General features: G+C 72.8%; 15 protein-coding genes. 7 read left to right on the forward strand and 8 right to left on the reverse strand.

Annotation, left to right across the window (positions count from 1 at the left end; all coding sequences use genetic code 11):
- Positions 1-765 carry a hypothetical protein gene (locus tag Q0795_RS03010; protein WP_298886285.1) on the forward strand — a complete coding sequence of 255 codons (765 nt, stop codon included), beginning with the start codon at positions 1-3 and terminating at the stop codon, positions 763-765.
- 7 nt (positions 766-772) lie between these two features.
- Here Q0795_RS03010 and glgA read toward each other — a convergent pair whose 3' ends face one another.
- On the reverse strand, positions 773-2,020 hold the full coding sequence (gene glgA, locus Q0795_RS03015; RefSeq protein WP_298886288.1) for a glycogen synthase: 1,248 nt from the start codon (positions 2,018-2,020) through the stop codon (positions 773-775).
- 64 nt (positions 2,021-2,084) lie between these two features.
- Between glgA and glgC the strand changes: the two genes are divergently transcribed.
- The gene (gene glgC, locus Q0795_RS03020; protein ID WP_298886291.1) at positions 2,085-3,341 is read left to right on the forward strand and encodes a glucose-1-phosphate adenylyltransferase; all 1,257 of its coding nucleotides are present in this window, start codon (positions 2,085-2,087) and stop codon (positions 3,339-3,341) included.
- Between the two features lie 64 nt (positions 3,342-3,405).
- On the opposite strand, the gene fabI is transcribed toward glgC, so the two are convergent.
- Positions 3,406-4,161 (reverse strand): enoyl-ACP reductase FabI, encoded by a 756-nt coding sequence (fabI, locus tag Q0795_RS03025; RefSeq protein ID WP_298886294.1) that lies wholly within the window; start codon positions 4,159-4,161, stop codon positions 3,406-3,408.
- A 65-nt stretch (positions 4,162-4,226) separates the two neighbouring features.
- Entirely contained in the window at positions 4,227-4,958 is a 732-nt protein-coding gene (fabG, locus tag Q0795_RS03030; protein ID WP_298886296.1) for a 3-oxoacyl-ACP reductase FabG, read from the reverse strand.
- A 28-nt stretch (positions 4,959-4,986) separates the two neighbouring features.
- Between fabG and Q0795_RS03035 the strand changes: the two genes are divergently transcribed.
- The 3 genes from Q0795_RS03035 to Q0795_RS03045 are packed head-to-tail and all read left to right on the forward strand — an operon-like array spanning position 4,987 to position 6,465.
- Positions 4,987-5,400 (forward strand): DUF3099 domain-containing protein, encoded by a 414-nt coding sequence (locus tag Q0795_RS03035; RefSeq protein ID WP_298886298.1) that lies wholly within the window; start codon positions 4,987-4,989, stop codon positions 5,398-5,400.
- Positions 5,397-5,618, forward strand: a complete 222-nt coding sequence (locus Q0795_RS03040) for a hypothetical protein (RefSeq protein WP_298886299.1) — start codon at positions 5,397-5,399, stop codon at positions 5,616-5,618. Before Q0795_RS03035 ends, Q0795_RS03040 begins: the two co-directional genes overlap by 4 nt.
- A gap of 1 nt (position 5,619) precedes the next feature.
- On the forward strand, positions 5,620-6,465 hold the full coding sequence (locus tag Q0795_RS03045; protein ID WP_298886301.1) for an SURF1 family protein: 846 nt from the start codon (positions 5,620-5,622) through the stop codon (positions 6,463-6,465).
- Between the two features lie 49 nt (positions 6,466-6,514).
- On the opposite strand, the gene Q0795_RS03050 is transcribed toward Q0795_RS03045, so the two are convergent.
- Positions 6,515-8,362 carry an ABC transporter ATP-binding protein gene (locus Q0795_RS03050; protein WP_298886304.1) on the reverse strand — a complete coding sequence of 616 codons (1,848 nt, stop codon included), beginning with the start codon at positions 8,360-8,362 and terminating at the stop codon, positions 6,515-6,517.
- Between the two features lie 33 nt (positions 8,363-8,395).
- Entirely contained in the window at positions 8,396-9,994 is a 1,599-nt protein-coding gene (locus Q0795_RS03055) for an ABC-F family ATP-binding cassette domain-containing protein (protein WP_298886307.1), read from the reverse strand.
- Positions 9,995-10,161: 167 nt separating this feature from the next.
- Here Q0795_RS03055 and Q0795_RS03060 point away from each other — a divergent pair, with 167 nt between their 5' ends.
- A complete protein-coding gene (locus Q0795_RS03060) occupies positions 10,162-11,040 on the forward strand; it encodes a neutral zinc metallopeptidase (protein ID WP_298886309.1) in 879 nt (292 codons plus the stop codon).
- A 94-nt stretch (positions 11,041-11,134) separates the two neighbouring features.
- Complete coding sequence (locus tag Q0795_RS03065; protein WP_298886312.1) at positions 11,135-12,490, forward strand: dicarboxylate/amino acid:cation symporter; 1,356 nt, start codon at positions 11,135-11,137, stop codon at positions 12,488-12,490.
- Between the two features lie 108 nt (positions 12,491-12,598).
- Here Q0795_RS03065 and Q0795_RS03070 read toward each other — a convergent pair whose 3' ends face one another.
- Genes Q0795_RS03070 through sufU form a run of 3 tightly spaced genes read right to left on the reverse strand, consistent with a single transcriptional unit; the run spans position 12,599 to position 14,120 of the window.
- Positions 12,599-13,255 (reverse strand): acVLRF1 family peptidyl-tRNA hydrolase, encoded by a 657-nt coding sequence (locus tag Q0795_RS03070; protein WP_298886314.1) that lies wholly within the window; start codon positions 13,253-13,255, stop codon positions 12,599-12,601.
- 16 nt (positions 13,256-13,271) lie between these two features.
- Positions 13,272-13,595 carry a metal-sulfur cluster assembly factor gene (locus Q0795_RS03075; protein WP_010148516.1) on the reverse strand — a complete coding sequence of 108 codons (324 nt, stop codon included), beginning with the start codon at positions 13,593-13,595 and terminating at the stop codon, positions 13,272-13,274.
- A gap of 36 nt (positions 13,596-13,631) precedes the next feature.
- Positions 13,632-14,120, reverse strand: a complete 489-nt coding sequence (gene sufU / locus Q0795_RS03080) for a Fe-S cluster assembly sulfur transfer protein SufU (protein WP_298886316.1) — start codon at positions 14,118-14,120, stop codon at positions 13,632-13,634.
- Between the last annotated feature and the right edge of the window lie 13 nt (positions 14,121-14,133).

Here is a 14,133-nt window from a genome sequence, read left to right on the forward strand (position 1 = left end):
ATGCCTGATCACGAGCTGCCGGCGAGCGTGCGGGTGGCTCTGTGGGCCACCGCGGCCTTCGCCGGGCGTGCCGACGTGTCCACGGTCGTCGACCGCGCCCTGCCGGACCTCGACCACGTGGAGGGCCTGACCGAGCCCCTGGGCATGTGGCAGGGCCTGGGCGAGCGGGCCGTGCTCGTGGCCCTCCCCCGGCCCGGTGACCTGACCGGTATGCCGCGCGGCTCGGCCGACCTCCTCGCGGCGGCGAGCGAGGCGGCCGAGTGCGTCTTCATCCCGGGCCTCGGTGGGGCGCTGGTGCCGGAGATCGCGCCGTTCGGGCCGGCGGGTGACCAGGGCTGGTCCGCGCGCTGGACCCTGCACGACGCCGAGCCCTTCCCCACCCACCGCACGCAGGCGCTCGACCTCGGTCAGGTCGAGCTGGGCCTGCGGACCGAGCTCGCCACGCACACCGAGGCGCTCCTCGCCGCCGGGGGCGTGCCCTTCGGTGACGCGGCGCAGGAGCGGCTCGCGGGGCTGCGGCGCACGTCGCAGGCCCAGCCGTGGGGGCTGCCGGCCGGCCTGCCGGGCCGGGCCGAGCGGCTCATCGCCCTCGCTGCCGGCGTCCTGACGCTCACCGACGCCGGGCTGGACCCCGCCCTGGACTCGGTCGATCTGGCGACCACGGCCTCGCGGGGTCAGACGCTGCGGCGACTGCAGGCGGTGGCCGCCACCGCGTTGGCCGACGCGACCAACACCGCCGTCCTGCACCTGGCCGGCTGGCGCTGAGGGGCCCTCAGCCGAGCTCGGGCAGGTCGGGGGCCCGGCCCTCCAGGACCGCGCGGTAGACCTCGACCGTACGCTCGGCGACCGTGGTCCAGCTGAACTGCTCCACCGCCCGCGCGCGACCGGCCTCGCCGCGGCGGCGCGCCTCCTCGGCGTCCGAGCAGGCCTCGACGAGGGCCCTGCCCAGGTCGTCGACGAAGGCGTCCTCGTCGACGGGCGTGCCGGTGCCGTCCTGGACCTGCTCGATGGGCACCAGCCAGCCGGTCTCGCCGTCGACGACCACCTCGGGGATCCCGCCCGTCGCGGTCGCGACCACGGCCGCACCGCAGGCCATCGCCTCGAGGTTGACGATGCCCAGCGGCTCGTAGACCGAGGGGCACACGAAGACGGTGGCGTGCGAGAGCACCGCGATGACCTGGTGGCGCGGCAGCATGTCGTCGATCCACACCACGGGCGCCGCCTGCTCACCGCGCTCGGTGCGCAGCTGGTCCACGAGGGCGATGACCTCGGCCTTGATCTCCTCGGTGTCCGGTGCCCCCGCCAGGAGCACGACCTGGACGTCGTCGTCGAGGGCGCGCAGGGCCTTGAGCAGGAACGGCAGCCCCTTCTGCCGGGTGATGCGGCCGAGGAAGACCACGCTGCGCGCGTGCGGGTCCACCCCCTTGGACCGCACGAACTCGGCCGCGGCGTCGGAGGTGTCCCGCTGCCACAGCTCGGCGTCGATGCCGTTGTGCACGACGTGGACCCGGTCCGGGTCCACCCCGGGGTAGGCCGCCAGGATGTCCCGGCGCATTCCTGCGGAGACGGCGATGACGCCGGCCGCACCCTCGTAGGCGACCTTCTCGACCATGGAGGAGACGGCATACCCGCCGGCCAGCTGCTCGGCCTTCCACGGGCGCAGGGGCTCCAGGCTGTGCGCGCTGACGACGTGCGGGATCTGCGCCAGCGCACCACCCAGGTGCCCGCCCATGTTGGCGTACCAGGTGTGGCTGTGCACGAGGTCGGCACCGCCGGTGGCGACGTCGCGCGCCATGAGCAGGTCGACGCCGAGGGTGCGCAGCGCACCGTTGGCGTCCGCGAGGTCCTCGGGCACGGCATACCCGGTCGTGCCGGGCTCGTCCGCTGGCTCGTCGAAGGCTCTGACCTGGACCTGGGTCCCGTCGACGGCGCGCAGGGCGCGGGTCAGCTCGGCGACGTGGACGCCGGCTCCGCCGTAGACGTTGGGGGGGTACTCGCGGGTGAGGATGTCGATGCGCACGCCCTCAACGTAGCCCCTGGCCCTCCCCCTGGCCAGGGGTTGACGGTACGTCTAGGTTGGTCCCATGGCAGCGCAACGAGGCAGTCGGCTCAAGGTCCTGGCGATCGTCCTGGCGGGTGGGGAGGGCAAGAGGCTGATGCCGCTGACCGCGGACCGGGCCAAGCCCGCGGTCCCGTTCGGGGGGATCTACCGGCTCATCGACTTCGCCCTCTCCAACATTGTCAACTCCGGCTACCTCAAGATCGTCGTGCTGACCCAGTACAAGTCGCACAGCCTCGACGCCCACATCACCAAGACATGGCGCATGTCGACGCTGCTCGGCAACTACGTCGCGCCGGTCCCCGCCCAGCAGCGGCTCGGCAAGAGCTGGTTCGCCGGCTCGGCCGACGCCATCTACCAGAGCCTCAACCTCGTGCACGACGAGCGACCGGACATCGTCGTCGTCGTGGGCGCCGACCACGTCTACCGCATGGACTTCGCCCAGATGGTCGAGCAGCACGTCGAGACCGGCGCGGGCTGCACGGTGGCGGCGATCCGCCAGCCCATCAGCCTGGCCGACCAGTTCGGGGTCATCGACGTCCAGCGCGAGGACCCCCGCCAGATCCGGGAGTTCCTGGAGAAGCCCACCGACCCGCGCGGCCTGCCGGACGCCCCCGACGAGGTGCTGGCCTCCATGGGCAACTACGTCTTCACCACCGAGGCGCTGGAGGCGGCGGTGCGGATGGACGCCCTCAACGAGGGGTCCAAGCACGACATGGGCGGCGACATCGTGCCCGCGTTCGTCGACAAGGGCGACGCCTGGGTCTACGACTTCAAGGACAACGAGATCGCCGGCGCGACCGACCGCGACCGCGGCTACTGGCGCGACGTCGGGACCATCGACTCCTACTACGAGTCGCACCTGGACCTGGTGTCGGTGCACCCGGTGTTCAACCTCTACAACGAGGAGTGGCCGATCTTCACCAACTACGGCCCGCACCCGCCGGCGAAGTTCGTGCACGGGTCCGGGGACCGGGTGGGCCACGCCGTCAACTCGGCGGTGTCCCCGGGGTGCGTCATCTCCGGGGCGACCGTCACCGACAGCGTCCTCTCGCCCCGGGTCACGGTGCACAGCTTCAGCCACGTGACCGGCTCGGTGCTCCTGGACCGGGTCGAGGTCGGGCGTTCCTGCCAGATCCACCGGGCGATCATCGACAAGGGCATCCGGGTCCCGGCCGGGGTGCACATCGGCGTGGACCACGAGCACGACCGGCGCCGGGGCTTCACCGTCACCGACTCGGGCATCGTCGTCGTCGGCAAGGGCACCGTGATCTCGGAGTAGGACGGCGCAGGAGGGCCTCGGAGGAGAGGGGCCCGGAGCAGGACGGCCCGGAGGGGACCTCGGCTCAGAAGCCGGTGGCGTGGAAGCCGCCGTCCACGTGCACGATCTCGCCGGTGGTCGCCGGGAACCAGTCCGAGAGCAGGGCCACGCAGGCCTGGGCGGCCGGCACCGGGTCCCTGACGTCCCACCCGAGCGGTGAGTGCTCGCCCCACCGGGCGAACTGGTCGAACTCCGGGATCGACTTGGCCGCGGTCGTCGCGATGGGCCCTGCGGAGACGAGGTTGGAGCGGATCCCCTTCGGCCCCAGGTCTCGGGCGAGGTAGCGGCTGGTCGCCTCGAACGCCGCCTTGGAGACCCCCATCCAGTCGTAGACCGGCCAGGCGTACTGCGCGTCGAAGGTGAGCCCGACGACCGCGCCCCCCTCACCCATGCGCGGCAGCGCCGCCACCGCCAGCGCCTTGAGCGAGAAGGCGCTGACCTGCATGGCCGTCGCGACGTCCTCCCAGTCCGCCCCGAGGAAGTCGAAGGCGCCCTGCGGGGCGAAGCCGATGGAGTGCAGCACCCCGTCGAGGTGGTCGACGTGCTCTCCCACCCGGTCCGCGAGCGTCTCCAGGTGCTCGGTGTTCTGCACGTCGAGCTCGACCACCGCCGCGGGCTGCGGCAGCCGGCGGCTGATGGCCTGGGTGATCCTCATCGTCCGGCCGAAGGAGGTGAGCACCACCTCGGCTCCCTGCTCCTGGGCGAGCCGGGCCACGTGGAAGGCGATGGAGGTGTCCATGAGGACACCGGTGATCAGGAGCTTCTTTCCCTCGAGGAGCATGGGGGAACTCTAGTGCGTCCCCCGCCGGGATCCGGCGCCTCGTGGCCCGTGTCGCCCGGTCCGGTTCAGTGGCCCATCCCCAGCCCGCCGTCGACGGGAATCACCGAGCCGCTGATGTAGGCCGCGTCCGGACCGGCGAGGAAGCGCACGGCCCCGGCCACCTCCTCGGGGCGGGCGAACCTCCCGGCGGGGATCCCGGCCAGGTAGGTCGCGCGCCGGTCCGCGGTCAGCTGCTCGGTCATCTCGGTCTCGATGAAGCCGGGGGCGACGACGTTGGCGGTGATGCCCCGGCCCCCCAGCTCGCGGGTGATCGAGCGGGCGAGCCCGACCAGCCCCGCCTTGGACGCGGCGTAGTTGGTCTGTCCGGGAGAGCCGTAGAGCCCGACCACGGAAGAGATGAAGATGATCCGCCCCGACCGGGCCCTGATCATGCCCGTGGAGGCCCGGCGCGCGCACCGGAACGCGCCGGCGAGGTTGGTGTCGAGCACCGCGTCGAAGTCCTCGTCGCTCATCCGCATGAGCAGGGTGTCCTTGGTGATGCCGGCGTTCGCGACGAGCACCTCCACCGGGCGTCCGAGCAGCTGCTCCGCCCCGGTGAAGGCGGCGTCCACGCTTGCTGCGTCGGTGACGTCGCAGCGCACGCCGCGCAGCCCCTCGGGGGGCTCGCCGCTGCGGTGGGTGATGACGACGTCGTCGCCGGCCTCGGCGAACGCGCGGGCGATGGCCAGGCCGATGCCGCGGTTGCCACCGGTCACGAGGACTGCCGAGGGGGCGGAGGGGGCGCTGGGATTCGTCACGGGGCCACCGTAGTCGTATCGTGGAGATGTGCCCACCTCCTCCGCCCCGCGCGCCGGAGCACGACGTCGCGCACAAGGGGTGACGAGCGCCCGACGCTCCGTCGAGGAGGACCGCAAGCGCCGGATGTGGCAGTACCTCACGGCGATGGGCATCCGGACGGTGTCCTTCCCCGTCGCGGTCTGGGCGTTCACCACCCAGCGGTATGCCCTCGCCTGGGTCGCCGTCTTCCTCGCCGTGGTCATCCCCGCCTTCGCGGTCATGGTCGCCAACGCGGTCGACCAGAGACGCGGCCCGGCGTCGGCGCCCGAGGCCCCGACCCGGGGGCTCGGTACCGCTCCCGCGCCGGACCCGGGCGCCGCCGACCGCGCCCGCAGCGGAGCCGTCATCACCGGCACGGTCGTGAGCGACCGGCATACCCCACGCGGCCCCGACGCGTCGTGACGCCGGCGGGACCCGGGCTCGTCTGCAGCGCCAAGGGCTGCCGTCAGCAGGCCGAGCGAGCCGTCGTGTGGCGCAACCCCGCACTGCACACCGCCGAGCGGCGCAAGGTCTGGCTGGCCTGCCCGGGACACGAGGAGCACCTGCGCGGCTTCCTGCAGCTGCGCGGCTTCCTCCTCGAGGTCGTCGGCGTGGACGAGCTCACCGAGGCGGACGGCTGAGGTGTGGCAGGTCCTGCGTCGCCCCCGCTGGCTCGGCTACCTCGCGCTCGCCGTCCTCTTCGCCGTCATCACCGCCGGCCTGGGGACCTGGCAGTGGAACCGTCACGAGGCCAGGGTCGAGGACCGCGCGGTCGTCGAGGCCAACTACGACCAGACCCCGGTGCCCCTCGACGAGGCCCTGGGGCGGCAGGACGAGCTCGCGGGCGCGCAGCGGTGGACCCGGGTCGAGGTGACCGGTCGCTACCTCCCCGACCAGCAGCACCTCGTGCGCAACCGCCCCTACGAGGGCGTCTTCGGCTACGAGGTGCTGGTGCCCCTGGCCCTGCCGGACGGGACCGCGCTCGCGGTCGACCGCGGGTGGGTACCCAACGCGCCCACCGCGCAGCAGCTGCCGGACGTGCCGGACGCCCCCGCCGGGCAGGTCACGGTGACCGGGTGGTTGCTGCCGTCCGAGCGTGACCTGGGCCGGGAGCCGGTCCAGGGACAGCTCGCCTCGATCGACCTGGGCGCCCTGGGGGCGGCGACCGGCCTCGACCTGCGCTCGGCATACCTCGTCCTGGACGAGGAGCAGCCGGCCGCGGCCACCCGGCCGGAGCCGCTGGCGGCGCCGGACACCGGCCTGGGGTCCCACCTGGCCTACGCCCTGCAGTGGTGGCTCACCGTGCCGGTGGGGCTCCTGCTCGTCCTCGTCATGGCGCGCCGCGAGGCGCAGGACGAGGACGAGTTCGCGCCCGAGCCGGGCGACCCGCCGGTGCCGGTGGGGTCCCGACCCCGGCCGTCCTCCCCCGCGCGACGCCGCCCGCCCCGCCGGCACAAGGTGCGGATCTGGGACGAGGAGGACGCCTGAGTGCGCGTCCCGTGCGGTCCTGCCGCGCGTCCGGTGCGGGGTGGCCGGGTCAGTCGCGGAACTGGGTGCGGTAGAGCGCGGCGTAGAGGCCGCCCTCGGCGAGGAGCTGGTCGTGGGTGCCGCGCTGGACGACGCGCCCGTGCTCGAGCACGAGGATCTGGTCGGCGTCGCGCACCGTGGAGAGGCGGTGGGCGATGACGAGCGAGGTGCGCCCGTGCAGCGCCTCGTCCAGGGCCCGCTGGACGGCCGCCTCGGACTCGCTGTCCAGGTGTGCGGTCGCCTCGTCCAGCACCACCACGGCGGGTGACTTCAGCAGCAGGCGGGCGATGGCCAGGCGCTGCTTCTCCCCGCCCGAGAGCCGGTGCCCGCGGTCACCGACCACGGTGTCGAGGCCGTCCGGGAGCCGCCGCACGAGGTCGGCGATCCGGGCCCCCTCCAGCGCGTGCCAGATCTCGGTGTCCTGGGCCTCGGGCCGGGCGTAGAGCAGGTTGGCGCGCACCGTGTCGTTGAACATGTGCGCCTCCTGGGTCACCACGCCCACGGTCTGGCGCAGGGAGTCGAAGGACGCCTCCCTCAGGTCCACGCCTCCGATCCGCACCCGGCCGGCCGTGGGGTCGTAGAGGCGCGCCACGAGGGTGGTGAGCGTGGTCTTGCCGGCACCGGAGGGCCCGACGAGCGCCACCATGGACCCGGCGGGCACGGTCGCGGTCACGCCCTCGAGCACCCGGTGCCCGTCCTGGGTCTCGGCCTCGGGCCGCTGCTCGAGCGAGGCGATGGACACCTCGTCCGCGGAGGGGTAGGCGAAGCTGACCCCGTCGAGGTCGACCGACACCGGACCGGAGGGTATGACGCGGGGCCGGTCGACCTCCGCCACCAGCGGGCGCAGGTCGAGCACCTCGAAGATCCGCTCGAAGCTCACCAGGGCGGTCATGATGTCCACCCGCACGTTGGACAGCGAGGTCAGGGGGCCGTACATCCGGGTGAGCAGCGTGGACATCGCGACCAGCGTGCCAGTGGTCAAAGACCCCGCGACGACCATGAGGCCGCCCAAGCCGTAGACGAGCGCGGTGGCCAGCGCCGCCACCAGGCCCAGCGCCGCCATGAAGAACACCCGGTTCACCGCGATGGCGATCCCGGAGTCACGCACGCCGGCGGCACGCTCGGCATACTCCTCGTCCTCGGTCGCCGGCCTCCCGAAGAGCCGCACGAGCAGGGCTCCACCCACGTTGAAGCGCTCGGTCATCCGCGCCTGCATGTCGGCGTTGAGCCCCATCTGGCGGCGGGTGAGGGCGGAGAGCCGGGCGCCCACGAAGCGCGCCGGGATGATGAAGAGCGGTACCAGAAGCAGGGCCAGCAGGGTGATCTGCCAGCTCATGGAGAACAGCGCGACCAGGATGAGCACCAGCTGGACGAGGCTGCTGACGAAGCCGGACAGGATCGAGGTGAAGGCGGTCTGCGCCCCGATGACGTCGGTGTTGAGCCGGGAGACGAGGGCCCCGGTCTGGGCGCGGGTGAAGAAGGCGATCGGCTGCCGCAGGACGTGCGCGAAGACCTGGCGCCGCAGGTGGTAGATGAGGCCCTCACCGATCCGCGAGCCGAACCAGCGCGTCACGATGGTCACCGCGGCCTCGAGGACCGCCAGGCCCGCGACCAGGAGGGAGAGCCGGATGACGACCTCGCGGTCCCCCACCTCGGTGCCGTCGTCGATGATCCGCCCCAGCAGCAGCGGGACTGCCGTCACCAGGGCCCCGGCCAGGATCGTCAGCGCCAGGTAGGCCGCGATCTTGCCGAGGAACGGGCGTCCGTAGGACGCGACCCGGCGCGCGGTGTCCCGCCCGATGCGGCGGTCCTGGACGCTGCGGTCCTTGGCGAAGCTGCGGAACGTGCCGCCGCGCATACCGACCGTCACTGGGCCACCTTCCTGACGCCCTCAGGCCAGGGCGATGAGATCTTCGTAGTCACGTCCCCACAGGTCCTCGACCCCGTCCGGGAGAAGCAGGACCCGCTCGGGCTCGAGCGCCTGCACCGCGCCCTCGTCGTGGCTGACCAGGACGACGGCACCCTCGTAGGAACGCAACGCGGACAGCACCTCTTCCCGGGAGGCGGGATCCAGGTTGTTGGTCGGCTCGTCCAGGAGCAGCACGTTGGCGGCGGACACGACGAGGGTCGCCAGGGCCAGCCGCGTCTTCTCCCCGCCGGACAGCACGCCGGCCGGCTTGTCGACGTCGTCACCGGAGAAGAGGAAGGAGCCCAGGACCTTGCGGGTCTCGGTCTCGTCGAGGTCCGGGGCGGCCGACTTCATGTTGTCCAGCACGCTGCGCTGCACGTCCAGGGTCTCGTGCTCCTGGGCGTAGTAGCCGAGCTTGAGCCCGTGCCCGGGCTGGACCTCCCCGGTGTCCGGGTCGTCGATGCCGGCGAGCAGGCGCAGCAGCGTGGTCTTGCCGGCGCCGTTCAGCCCCAGCACCACCACCTTGGACCCCCGGTCGATCGCCAGGTCGACATCGGTGAAGATCTCCAGGCTGCCGTAGGACCGGGACAGTCCCTCCGCGGTGAGCGGGGTGCGCCCGCACGACGCGGGGGTCGGGAAGCGCAGCTTGGCCACCCGGTCGCTCTGCCGCTCCCCCTCGAGCCCGGCCATCATCCGCTCGGCCCGGCGGGCCATGTTCTGGGCGGCGACCGCCTTGGTCGCCTTGGCCCGCATCTTGTCGGCCTGCGCCAGCAGCGCGGTCGCCTTCTTCTCGGTGTTGGCCCGCTCCCGGTGGCGTCGCCGCTCGTCGGCCTCGCGCTGGGCGAGATAGGCCTTCCACCCCATGTTGTAGACGTCCAGGACCTGCCGGTTGGCGTCGAGGTAGAACACCTTGGTCACGACGGTCTCGATGAGGTCGACGTCGTGCGAGATCACCATGAGCCCGCCGGTGTGGCTCTTGAGGTGCTCGCGCAGCCAGGCGACGGAGTCGGCGTCCAGGTGGTTGGTCGGCTCGTCGAGCAGGAGGGTGTCGGCGCCGGAGAAGAGGATGCGCGCCAGCTCGATGCGGCGTCGCTGCCCACCGGAGAGGGTGCGCAGGGGCTGCTCCAGCACCCGGTCCGGCAGGCCCAGGCTGCTGGCGATCGAGGCGGCCTCGGACTCGGCGGCATACCCACCCCGGCTGCTGAACTCCGCGTCCAGCCGGGTGTAGCGCGCCATCGCCCGCTCGCGCTCCTCGCCGTCGGCGCTGGCCATGGTCTCCTCGGCCCGACGCAACCCGCGGATGATCTCGTCCAGGCCGCGCGCGGACAGGATGCGGTCGCGTCCGAGCACCTCCAGGTCCCCGGTGCGGGGGTCCTGCGGGAGGTAGCCGATCTGCCCCGTGCGGGTGATGGTGCCGCCCGCCGGCTGCCCCTCACCGGAGAGCATCCGGGTGAGGGTCGTCTTGCCCGCTCCGTTGCGACCCACGAGCCCGACCCGGTCCCCCGGGCCGACGCGGAAGGTGACGTCCTCCATGAGCAGGCGGGAGCCCACGCGGATCTCGACACCGGCTGCGCTGATCACGGACGGGCTCCTTCACGGGCGGCGGGCAGCACGGGAACGGCGCTGCGGGAGGGGTCACGCCTCCCGGACGGCATCGGGATGCGTCGCGTCCTGGGGGGCTGGTGGCTAGTCTACGCGGTGAGGCTCCGGTCCCCCGACCGGCGCGGACGAACGGGGACGGAGCACCCATGACCTTCAGGGAGAACGCCAACATCGGCGGCGGGCGAGCCCGCCGCGCCGGCGGTGGCGGCAAGGTGGCGGTCGGCGGCGGACTGGGTGCCCTCGTGCTGGCGCTGGTGGTCATGCTCATGGGCGGTGACCCGGGCCAGGTGCTCGGCTCGCAGCAGGAGGCGGCACCGCAGGCGGAGAATGTCGACCTGGCGGAGTGCCAGACGGGCGCCGACGCCAACGCCGACGTCGACTGCCGGATGAAGGCCACGATGGTCTCGCTGGAGGACTACTGGACGGCCGTGCTGCCCGATGCCGATGCCACCACCGCGATCCTCTTCTCCGGCTCCGTCCAGACGCAGTGCGGGTCCGCCTCGAGCGCGGTCGGCCCGTTCTACTGCCCGTTGGACCGGCGGATCTACCTCGACACCGGCTTCTTCGACCAGCTGGAAGGGCAGCTGGGCTCGGACGGCGGCAGCTTCAGCCAGATGTACGTCCTGGCCCACGAGTACGGCCACCACGTCCAGAACTGGACCGGGGCGCTGCAGTACTCCCAGCAGGACCCGCGCGGCCCGGAGTCCGGGGCGGTGCGGGTCGAGCTGCAGGCCGACTGCTTCGCTGGGGCCTGGGCGGGCAACGCCACCCGCACCGAGGACGACGAGGGCAACGCCCTGCTCGAGGAGCTGACCCGGGAGGACGTCGAGTCCGCGCTGTCAGCCGCCTCGGCCGTCGGTGACGACTCCATCCAGGAGCGGGTGCAGGGCCAGGTCACCCCGCACACCTGGAGCCACGGCAGCTCCGAGCAGCGCATGGGCTGGTTCATGCGGGGCTACGAGTCGGGGGACGCCAACCGGTGCGACACCCTCAACGCGGCCAGCGTCGACGACTACGACGGGTGAGCGAGGTCACAGCCGGAGGGACGGAATAGCCGGGCCATAACGTCCTGTTGGGACGAGGGTTGCACCACCTCATCCCCCACCGGAAGGTTCCGCCGTGCTGTCCCGTCTTCGCCGGGTGTCCTTCGGCACCCAGGTGCTCATCGGCCTCGTGCTGGGTGTCGTGCTGGGCCTCGTGGCCCGGTCCACCGGCGCCAGCGCCGACAACCCCACCTGGCTGTCCGAGACGTTGTCCATCATCGGCTCCTCGTTCGTCACCCTGCTGCGCACCATCGTGCCGCCGCTGGTCTTCCTCGCGATCGTCTCCTCGATCGCCAACCTGCGACAGGTGACCAACGCGGCCCGCCTGGCGTGGCAGACGCTGCTGTGGTTCGCCATCACCGCCCTGGCCTCGGTGTCCATCGGTATGGTCCTCGGCTGGGTCGTCGACCCCGCCCAGGGTGCCGGGGTCACCACGGCGGACGCGGCCGCCCCCTCCAGCACCGGCGGCTGGCTGGACTTCCTCACCGGTCTCATCCCGGCCAACAGCCTCGGGATCTACGCCAGCGAGGGTGAGGACGGCGTCAACCTGTCGTTCAACGTCCTGCAGATCCTCATCCTGGCCATCGCCGTCGGGGTCGCGGTGGTCAAGGTCGGCAAGGACGCCGACCCCTTCCTGGCCTTCACCCGCTCGGCCCTGAGCGTCGTGCAGAAGGTCCTGTGGTGGGTCATCCTGCTCGCCCCGCTCGCGACCGTCGGCCTGCTCGGCAACGCCATCGTGTCCTACGGCTGGGAGACCATCGGCTCACTGGGCCGGTTCACCCTGGCCATCTACGCCGGCCTGCTGCTCGTCGTCGGCGTCCTCTACCCCGTCCTGCTGCGTCTGCACGGCCTGTCCGTCAAGCAGTTCTTCACCGGCGTGTGGCCGGCCATGCAGCTGGGCTTCGTGTCGCGCTCCTCGATCGGCACCCTGCCGGTCACCCAGTCGGTCACTGAGCGCAACCTCGGGGTGCCTCGCGCCTACGCCGCCTTCGCCGTGCCGCTGGGCGCGACGACCAAGATGGACGGCTGCGCCGCGGTCTACCCGGCCATCGCCGCGATCTTCGTCGCCCAGTTCTTCGGCGTCGACCTCGGCGTGACGGAGTACCTCCTCATCGCCTTCGTCTCGGTGCTCGGCTCGGCCGCCACCGCGGGTGTCACCGGCGCGACCGTCATGCTCACGCTGACGCTGTCCACGCTGGGGCTGCCGCTGGAGGGCGTGGGTCTGCTCCTCGCGGTCGACCCGATCCTGGACATGGGGCGCACGGCCACCAACGTCACCGGCCAGGCGCTCGTCCCCACGATCGTGGCCAAGCGGGAGGGCATCCTGGACCAGGACGTCTACGACGGCGACCGTCGCGGCCTGCCCTGGGCCCAGGAGCAGCCGGAGGAGCCGGCCCCGGCGGGGCCGGCAGCCAGCACCTCCCCCGCCTGACCCTCGGCCGCAGCACACCCGACACCGACCGAGCGCCGCCCGTGGTGGTCAGCCACCACGGGCGGCGTCCCGTCGTGTCCGGGGCAACCATCCGCGGCGTCCGGTGGGTCAGGCGTTGTGGACCTGCACCCGCACCGCGCGCCCGCGCCGCACCGCGTCGTCGAGGACGGAGCGGCGTGGGTCCGGGACGTCCCACAGCGTGCGCCGCGGGAGCCCGCGCACGCCGGCCGTCGCTGTCGGCAGCCCCCGCAGGACGGCGTCGGCCAGGCCGCGGTCACCGCCCAGGACCAGGCCCTCGGGCACGGCCCCCCGGTCCGCCAGCTCCTCCCCCAGCACCCGTGCGGTGTGCCCCGCCACCGCCTCGACGAGCACGTCCGCCTGGTTCCCCCGGCGCCGGGCGAAGCGCTGCTGGCTCCATCCCCCGGCCGCCGTGCGCGACTGCACGTGCCGGGTGCCCACCTTGTGCTGCTCCAGGGACCCGTCCGGACCGACCAGGGCGACGGCATACCCTCCGCGCCGGACCAGCACCACGAGCAGGGGCGGCGGCCGCTCCCACCCCGGCGCCGGCCCCGCCGACTCGTCGGCCCGCGGGGCGCGCCACGACCGCAGCCGCGCCCACGACCCGTCCTGGGCACGCGCCTCCCACGCCTCGCCCGTGTCGTCGGTCGCGACCGACCAGGTCAGCGGCCCGTGGGAGTCCGTGAACCGCTCGACCCACCCCGCGAGCCGCTCGGGAGCGACGTCGACGAGGTGGGTCGAGGCCATCGGCGCGGCTCGCGCCTCAGACGTTGAAGCCGAGCGCGCGCAGCTGCTCGCGCCCGTCCTCGGTGATCTTGTCCGGGCCCCACGGGGGCATCCAGACCCAGTTGATCCGGTGGCTCGTGACCAGGCCCTCCAGGCTCTGCGCGACCTGGTCCTCGATGACGTCGGTCAGCGGGCAGGCGGCCGAGGTGAGGGTCATGTCGATGACGGCGTGGCTGGCCGCGTCCACGGTGACGCCGTAGACGAGGCCGAGGTCGACGACGTTGATGCCGAGCTCGGGGTCCACGACGTCGCGCAGGGCCTCCTCGACGTCGGCGACGTTGGGCGGGGTGGTGGTGGTCATGCGTTCCTCCAGAGGGGGCGTCGGGTCGGTGGTCGGTCAGGCGCCCTCGGGTCGCTCGCTGGCGGCGGAGATGTCCGCGCCGGCGCGCGCGAGGGCGTCGAGGTAGGCGGTCCAGGGCAGCAGGGCGCACTTGACGCGAGCAGGGTACTTGGCGACGCCCGCGAAGGCCACGGCGTCGCCGATCTGCTCGGCGTCGCCGGGGTCGGCCCCGCGGCTGGTCAGCATGGCGTGCAGGTGCCGGTAGGTCTGCAAGGTCTGCGCGACCGGCCGACCCAGGGTCTCCTCGGCGAGCACCGAGGCGGACGCCACGGAGATCGAGCAGCCCAGCGCGTCGTAGGACACGTCGCGCAGCACGGCGGCGCCGTCCTGGGCGCCCCCGGCGACGGTGTCGAGGTGCACCCGCAGGCTGATCTCGTCGCCGCAGGTGGGGTTCACGTGGTTGACCTCGACGTCGTAGGGCTCCCGCAGACCGGCGTGCTGCGGCCGCTTCGCGTGGTCGAGGATGAGCTCGCCGTACAGGTCCATCAGCGTCGCGCTC

The organism is uncultured Serinicoccus sp. (assembly GCF_947487915.1).
In the GTDB taxonomy this organism is placed as follows: domain Bacteria; phylum Actinomycetota; class Actinomycetes; order Actinomycetales; family Dermatophilaceae; genus Ornithinicoccus.